This is a genomic window from Rhodococcus sp. YH1 (assembly GCF_009939605.1).
Classification (GTDB): domain Bacteria; phylum Actinomycetota; class Actinomycetes; order Mycobacteriales; family Mycobacteriaceae; genus Rhodococcus; species Rhodococcus aetherivorans.
In genome coordinates this window covers 21068-28871 of the sequence record NZ_WVTE01000271.1, presented here as the reverse complement: position 1 = coordinate 28871, position 7804 = coordinate 21068, and the positions used below count along the sequence as shown (strand labels likewise).

Annotated in this window: 5 protein-coding genes and 1 tRNA gene; 2 read left to right on the top strand and 4 right to left on the bottom strand. The window is 68.5% G+C overall.

The features are described 5' to 3' along the window. Positions 1–147 precede the first annotated feature (147 nt). The gene (locus AIIKEEIJ_RS27970) at positions 148–1578 is read left to right on the top strand and encodes a DUF1214 domain-containing protein (protein ID WP_161997021.1); all 1431 of its coding nucleotides are present in this window, start codon (positions 148–150) and stop codon (positions 1576–1578) included. A gap of 56 nt (positions 1579–1634) precedes the next feature. On the opposite strand, the gene AIIKEEIJ_RS27965 is transcribed toward AIIKEEIJ_RS27970, so the two are convergent. The 4 genes from AIIKEEIJ_RS27965 to AIIKEEIJ_RS27950 form a co-directional block, all read right to left on the bottom strand. Continuing rightward, on the bottom strand, positions 1635–3344 hold the full coding sequence (locus tag AIIKEEIJ_RS27965; protein WP_161997020.1) for a SulP family inorganic anion transporter: 1710 nt from the start codon (positions 3342–3344) through the stop codon (positions 1635–1637). Between the two features lie 205 nt (positions 3345–3549). Next, a tRNA-Val gene (locus AIIKEEIJ_RS27960) sits at positions 3550–3624 on the bottom strand. 34 nt (positions 3625–3658) lie between these two features. Next, a complete protein-coding gene (locus tag AIIKEEIJ_RS27955; RefSeq protein WP_006947670.1) occupies positions 3659–4123 on the bottom strand; it encodes a peroxiredoxin in 465 nt (154 codons plus the stop codon). A 46-nt stretch (positions 4124–4169) separates the two neighbouring features. After that, positions 4170–4592, bottom strand: a complete 423-nt coding sequence (locus AIIKEEIJ_RS27950; RefSeq protein WP_006947669.1) for a DUF3052 domain-containing protein — start codon at positions 4590–4592, stop codon at positions 4170–4172. A 356-nt stretch (positions 4593–4948) separates the two neighbouring features. On the opposite strand from AIIKEEIJ_RS27950, the gene aceE reads away from it, so the two are divergent. Then, positions 4949–7801 carry a pyruvate dehydrogenase (acetyl-transferring), homodimeric type gene (aceE, locus tag AIIKEEIJ_RS27945; protein ID WP_161997019.1) on the top strand — a complete coding sequence of 951 codons (2853 nt, stop codon included), beginning with the start codon at positions 4949–4951 and terminating at the stop codon, positions 7799–7801. Positions 7802–7804: the final 3 nt, after the last annotated feature.

The window sequence follows — 7804 nt, the reverse complement described above, 5'->3', positions numbered from 1 at the left end:
TCCCGCACCGACAAGCCCGCCGACAGTGTCACCGAGGGCACCGAGGAGGTGACACCGGCCTTGACCGCCTGATCCACCGACGAGGAATCACGCGACGACGTCGTACACCACCTCACGGGACTTGACCTATCGACACAGGAGGACGCGATGACCTCACATGCGAACAGCACCCCGATTCCGCCCGGCATCGAGATGCCGGACGAGGTCCGCACCCGGTTGGGCACGCTGCGGTCCTTCGACGGAGTCCCGGACGACGAGACGACCCGGACACTGTTCGACAACCTGGACTTCCAGCGGGCGGTGCAGGCGTACCTGCTGGCGCAGCATCCGGTGTCGTGGGCGGCGTGGCGCCGGGGGCTGCTGCGCTGGGGCCCGGCGAACACCACGATGGCGCTCTGGGAGGACCTGTGCCACCCGTGCACCGTCGGCCCGGCGATGCACACGACCGTTGTGTACTTCTACATGTGGATCGACCTCCACGATGGACCCCTCGTCCTGGACGCCCCGCCCGACGTGTACGGCCTGATCGACGACTCGTGGGGGCGCTGGGTCGTCGACATCGGCGCGACCGGACCCGACAAGGGCCAGGGTGGCAAGTACCTGTTCCTGCCGCCTGCATACGACGGCGAGGTCCCGGACGGCTACTTCGTGGTGCGGTCCCGTAGCTACGGGATGTGCCTCGTCTCGCGCGGTTTCCGCGACGAGCACGGCGACCCGCATCCGGCCGCCGACATGATCAAGGCGAAGACCCGGGCTTACCCGCTGGCTCAGGCCGACGACCCGCCGCCGATGCGATTCGTGAACGTCTCCTTCGAGCCGTGGGTCACCATCCCGGCCGCCGACTACCAGTACTGGGAGCTGCTCAACGAGGTGGTGCAGTCCGAGCTGCCGGAGTCATCCGACCCGGTCACGCTGGGGATGTTCGCCGCCGTCGGCATCCAGCACGGCAAACCGTTCGACCCCGACGAGCGGATGCGGGCAATCCTGACCGAGGCAGCCGCGGTCGGCGACGCGACCGCCCGCGCGCTCCTCTACCGGGTCCGCCAGCCCGAGGCACGCTACTACCCGGACGGCGCCTGGCGGGTCTTCCTCTTCGCCGGTTACCAGTTCCAGGACAATGGCGCCGCGATGCTCGACACCGCCGCCGCGCTCGGCTTCATAGGGAGCGGATCGAGTCCGGCGTACCTGACGGAGATGGTCGGCGCCGGATCGCAGTATGTCACGGCGTTCGTCGACGCCACCGACGCGCACTTCGACGGCGCCAGGACCTACCGGCTGCACGTCCCGCCGAACGTGCCGGTCAACACCTTCTGGTCGATCGTCGTCTACGACACCCAGACCCGGTCGATGCTGCAGACCGACCAGGAATGGCCCACCGTTGCCAGCGACCGCGACATGATCTCGAACGCGGACGGCTCCGTCGACGTCCACTTCGGTCCCGAACGGCCGGAGGGCAGCCGCAACTGGATCCAGACCCTGCCCGGCAAGAGCTGGTTCGCGATAGTCCGGCTCTACGGTCCGCTGGAACCGTGGTTCGACAAGACATGGAGACTGCCCGACATCGAACCGCTCGCGTAGCAACCGGGAATGGTCCGCCCTGACGGCCGGTGCCTCTCCACCGGCCGTCAGAGACGTCACGCCGACTTCTGGTCGGTGTCCGGCGGGTGGTCGAGCTTGCGACGGGCCGCGGTGACGGCCGCGTCGACGGTCGAGTGTGCGTCTGTAACGACACTGGCGATGCCGGTCGCGCTGAGCAGGTCGCGCACCTGGCCGATCTCGCCGGCGAAGAGCAGCCGAATGTGGTGGTGCTCGAGGTCGGCATACAGCCGGTCCAGCATCTCGACGGCGGTGATGTCGATTCCCGGCACAGCTGCGGTGTCGAGGACGACGGCCCGCGTGTCGTCATGGACATGGCCGCGTACGGCCGCTGCCACGTTGTCGGCGTTGGCGTAGATCAAGCCGGACTCGGGCCGCAGCACCACGATTCCGGGCTCAGTGAGCGCGTCGGGATGGCGCTGCAGGTCGACCCAGCGGCTCTTGTCCGGTGTGCGGCCCAGCTCGGCGACGTGGGGCCGCGAGGCCCGGAACAGCAGGAGCAGGACCGACACCGCGACACCGAGGAAGAGCCCGGGAAGGATGTCGAAGACCAGCACACCCACCATGGCGCTCGCCGCGGCGAGGAAGTCCGCGTACGCCGCGACGCCGTAGATCCGCCGCAGGCTCGGGGTCGCCAGGCGCGCGTACTTGCGCAGCGTCCGGAAGTCGACGAGCTTCGTGACGGCCGCGATCACCACGGCGGCGAGGGTGGCCTCCGGCAGGTTCGCGAACAGACCGGTCAGGAACAGCAGCGTCATCACCGTCAGCGCCGCCACGACGATGCCAGAGATCTGCGACACCGCCCCGGCCGAGACGTTGACCGCGGTCTTCGACAGGGACCCGTTGACGATCATCCCGGAGGACAGTCCCGCGCCGATGTTCGCTGTGCCCACCCCGAGCAGCTCCTGGTTCGGATCGATCTCGTAGTGTTCTTTGGCGGCGTAGTTCTTGGCTGCTCCGACGCCCTCGGCGAACGCCACCAGCAGGATCCCTGCCGCCGACGCGAGCAGCGTGACGTAGTCGGATCCAGGGAGGCCGGGGAGCCCGAGCGGAGGTAGCCCGCCTTCGATCCGCCCGACGATCTCCACTCCCTTGGCGTCGAGGCCGAGGACCGAGACGGCGACGATTCCCAGGACGACCGCGACCAGCGGTGCGGGCAGCCGGGGCGACACCCTGTGCAGGACCAGTACGACCGCAAGGGAGCCGGCGCCGACGGCCAACGTCCAGCCGTTCGTCCCACCCAGCGACGTGACCAGGTGCCAGGCTTTTTCGAAGAAGTCCCCCTCTCCCCTCGGGACTCCGAAGAGCTTCGGGAGCTGGCCGACGATGATCGTCAGCGCCAAGCCGACGATGAACCCCTTCAGCACCGGCTCGGAGATGAAGGAAGCCAGAAACCCCAGACGCAACAGCCCCGCGAGAATCCCGAGCGCACCGACCAGCAGCGCCAGACCGGCCGTCAGCGCTGCCGAATCGGCGTCACCGGAAATGCCGGCAACAGCAGCACCCGAAAGCGCCGCGGTGGCCGCCATCGGCCCCACCACCAGGTGCCGGGAGCTGCCGAACAGCGCGTAGAGGAGCAGCGCCGCGGGCGCGGCATACAGGCCGATCACCGGGGACACCCCGGCGATCGTGGCGTACGCGAGGGCCTCGGGCACCAGAACCGCCCACACCGTCAGGCCGGCCAGCAGGTCACGTCCCATCTGGTTGGCCCGATAGCCCTCGAACGACGTGAGCAGCGGCACCTTCACAACACGAGCACAGCAAACCCGGCCCGGCCACGACAGAGCCCAAAGGCCCCGGGTGACGCCGCACGATCCCCGGCACACCGCGGCCCCGGCCTGGCCGTGTTCGCGGGTGTCAACGTGAAGGCCCTGCAGTGGATGTCGGGTGGGCAGAATCCCCCTCGAGCGGTGAGGGACCGGCCGCTGACCAGGTCTTTCACCGCCACTCCCCTGGTGGGCGCGGAGGGTTTCGAACCCCCGACCGCTGGTGTGTAAAACCAGAGCTCTACCACTGAGCTACACGCCCGCAAATCCGACGGCTCGCGCCGCCGGACTGTGCCTCAGGACTTTAGCGCGGCCAGCGCTCGCACCCAAGCGCCCTGGTCACGGGGTTCGCCGGGCTGATTCTCCTCGGCGAACCGGATGATGCCGTCCTTGTCCACGACGAACGTGCCGCGGTTGGCGAAACCGAACTTGTCGTTGAACACGCCGTAGGCCTGGGCGACGGCGCCGTGGGGCCAGAAATCGGACAGCAGCGGGAAGGTGTAGCCCTGCTCGGCGGCCCAGATCTTGTGCGTGGGCGAGGCCCCCACCGAGACGGCGATGATCGCGGTGTCGTCGTTCTCGTACGTCGGCAGGTCGTCCCGCACGGCGCACAGCTCGCCCTGGCAGACCCCGGTGAACGCCAGCGGGTAGAACACGAGCAGCACGTTCTTGTGCCCGCGGAAGCTCGACAGGGTCACTTCCTGGTTGTTCTGATCCTTGAGTGTGAAATCGGGCGCCTCGGCACCCACCTCGATCGCCATCGCGTCGGTCGTCCTTACTTCGGTGGAGGTGAACTGAGCGGTGCGCTCAGCGCTTGGTGCGGGCGGCCTTCGGCTGCACCAGCCGGCTGCCCACCCAGTCGCCGAGGTTGGCGGTCGAGGTCTGGGTCAGGCCGGCGGTCGTGGCCGATTCGGCGATCTCGCTGGGCTCGACGTGATCCGCGCGGCCGGTCTTCGGGGTCAGCACCCAGACGACGCCCTCGTCTGCGAGCGGGCCGATCGCATCCATGAGCGCGTCGACGAGGTCCCCGTCGCTGTCGCGCCACCAGAGGAGCACCACGTCGACGACCTCGTCGGAGTCCTCGTCGAGCAGGTCCGATCCGATGGTGTCCTCGACGGCGGCCCGCAGGTCGTCGTCCGTGTCCTCATCCCAACCGAGTTCCTGAACCACCTGGTCGTGGGTGATACCGAGCTTCTGAACGTAGTTCTGGGCGTCCGCCGCGGCGACCACGGTGGTGTCCTCCTTCGGTTGGGCCGCGGGCCTGCCGCGTACCGGATGTCACGAGCGATTTTTCAAAGCGAACATCCTCGGGGGGCTCAACGCAAGCCGAATCGCAAGGAAAGTCACAACATTCTTCCGGGGACGTTACCGCGAGGAGCTCCGCACCGCCGATTCTGCCGCGCGGAGTCGAATGGTCCGGATACCCGCCTCGCGGCCGCTTCACACCCGGGGGGATGCCTCCCACCGCGCGATGGGGGAAGATGAGCAGTGCATCTCGTTCAGATGTCGATGAGTCGGCTCCCACAAGAGCCGGCCTACGGAGCGGGCGCCACACCTGCGCGCCCCACCACGATGAGGAGCAGACGTTGACAGACCTGATCCACGAGCCCGATTCCTCGACGAGCGCCGCCACACAAGGCGCCTCGGAAGCGGGATCCTCGCCGAACACCAGCGGGGCCTCCGATGGCCGCGTGCGGGTCATCCGCGAGGGCGTGGCCTCCTACCTGCCGGACATAGACCCGGCCGAGACCACGGAGTGGCTCGAGTCCTTCGACGGGCTGCTCGAGTCCGCCGGTCCTGCGCGTGCCCGGTACCTGATGCTGCGCCTGCTCGAGCGTGCCGGCGAGCGCCACGTCTCGATCCCGGCACTGACCTCGACCGACTACGTGAACACCATCCCGACCGAGAACGAGCCCTGGTTCCCCGGCGACGAGGAGGTCGAGCGTCGCTACCGTGCCTTCATCCGGTGGAACGCCGCGATCATGGTGCACCGCGCGCAGCGCCCCGGCATCGGCGTCGGCGGCCACATCTCCACCTACGCCTCCTCCGCGGCGCTGTACGAGGTGGGCTTCAACCACTTCTTCCGCGGCAAGGACCACCCCGGCGGCGGCGACCAGATCTTCATCCAGGGTCACGCCTCTCCCGGCGTCTATGCCCGCGCCTACCTCGAGGGCCGCATCCCGGCCGAGCAGCTCGACGGGTTCCGCCAGGAGGCCAGCCACGCCGACCAGGGCGGCGGCCTGCCGTCCTACCCGCATCCGCGGTTGCTGCCCGACTTCTGGGAGTTCCCGACGGTGTCGATGGGCCTCGGCCCGATGAACGCGATCTACCAGGCGCGGTTCAACCACTACCTGAACGACCGCGGCCTGAAGGACACCTCCGACCAGCACGTGTGGGCGTTCCTCGGCGACGGCGAGATGGACGAGCCGGAGTCGCGGGGTCTCGCGCACGTCGCGGCGACCGAGGGTCTGGACAACCTCACGTTCGTGGTCAACTGCAACCTGCAGCGCCTCGACGGTCCGGTCCGCGGCAACGGCAAGATCATCCAGGAACTGGAATCGTTCTTCCGCGGCGCCGGCTGGAACGTCATCAAGGTGGTGTGGGGTCGTGAGTGGGACGCCCTGCTGCACGCCGACAAGGACGGTGCGCTGGTCAACCTGATGAACGCGACGCCGGACGGCGACTACCAGACCTACAAGGCCAACGACGGCGCCTTCGTCCGCGAGCACTTCTTCGGCCGCGACCCGCGCACCAAGGAACTGGTCAAGAACCTCAGCGACCAGGAGATCTGGAACCTCAAGCGCGGCGGCCACGACTACCGCAAGATCTACGCGGCGTACGCGGCGGCGATGGCGCACAAGGGCCAGCCGACGGTGATCCTCGCGCACACGATCAAGGGGTACACCCTCGGCAAGCACTTCGAGGGCCGCAACGCCACGCACCAGATGAAGAAGCTCACGCTCGAGGACCTCAAGTACTTCCGCGACCTGCAGCGCATCCCGATCTCGGACGCCGAGCTCGAGGCGAACCCGAAGATGCCGCCGTACTACCACCCGGGCAACAACTCCCCGGAGATCCAGTACATGCTCGAGCGGCGGCGCGCGCTCGGCGGGTTCCTGCCCGAGCGCCGCACCGCCAAGGCCCCGCTGACGCTGCCCGACGACAAGGCCTACGAGGTGATCCGCAAGGGCTCCGGCAAGCAGCAGGTGGCCACCACCATGGCGCTGGTGCGCATCATGAAGGAGCTGCTGCGCGACAAGGAGATCGGTCCGCGCATCGTGCCGATCATCCCGGACGAGGCCCGCACCTTCGGTATGGACTCGTGGTTCCCGTCGCTGAAGATCTACAACCGCAACGGCCAGCTGTACACATCGGTCGACGCGGAACTGATGCTCGCCTACAAGGAGAGCGTCGTCGGGCAGATCCTGCACGAGGGCATCAACGAGGCCGGTTCCACCGCATCGTTCACCGCCGTCGGCACCTCGTACGCCACGCACGGGTTGCCGATGATCCCGCTGTACATCTTCTACTCGATGTTCGGCTTCCAGCGCACCGGCGACGGGCTGTGGGCGGCGGCCGACCAGATGGCCCGCGGTTTCGTGCTCGGCGCGACGGCCGGCCGCACCACCCTCACCGGTGAGGGCCTGCAGCACGCCGACGGGCACTCGTTGCTGCTGGCGTCCACCAACCCGGCGGTGGTGTCGTACGATCCTGCGTTCTCCTACGAGCTCGCGCACATCGTCAAGGACGGTCTGCGCCGCATGTACGGCGGCACGGAGGGTGTCGACGGGTTCGGCGGCGAGAACATCTTCTACTACATCACCCTCTACAACGAGCCGTACGTGCAGCCGGCCGAGCCGGAGAACCTCGACGTCGAGGGCCTGCTCAAGGGCATCTACCTGTACCGCCGCGGCGAGGGCTCCGGGCCGAAGGCGCAGATCCTCGCCTCCGGTGTGCTCATGCCCGAGGCGCTGCGGGCGCAGGAGATGCTCGCCGACGAATGGGGCGTGGCCGCGGACGTGTGGTCGGTGACCTCGTGGGGCGAGCTGCGCCGTGACGGCGTCGAGTGCGAGCGGCAGGCGCTGCTCGACCCGGGTGCCGACGCTCCGACGCCGTACGTGGCCAAGGTCCTCGCCGACGCCGCCGGTCCGTTCGTGGCGGTCTCGGACTGGATGCGCGCGGTACCGGACCAGATCCGGCAGTGGGTGCCGGGCGACTACACGACGCTCGGCGCCGACGGGTTCGGGTTCTCCGACACCCGCCCGGCCGCGCGCCGGTTCTTCAACATCGACGCGGAGTCGACGGTGGTCGCGGTGCTCGCCGCCCTCGGCCGGGACGGCGCGATCGATCGCTCGCAGGCGGTCGAGGCGGCCCGGCGGTACCGCATCGACGACGTGGCGGCGGCTCCGGAGCAGACCTCGGATCCCGGCGTGGCCTGATCC

Excerpts from the sequence above, each read along its gene's own strand:
- AIIKEEIJ_RS27970 (WP_161997021.1), top strand. The coding sequence starts at position 148 with ATGACCTCACATGCGAACAGCACCCCGATTCCGCCCGGCATCGAGATG.
- AIIKEEIJ_RS27955 (WP_006947670.1), bottom strand. The coding sequence starts at position 4,123 with ATGGCGATCGAGGTGGGTGCCGAGGCGCCCGATTTCACACTCAAGGAT.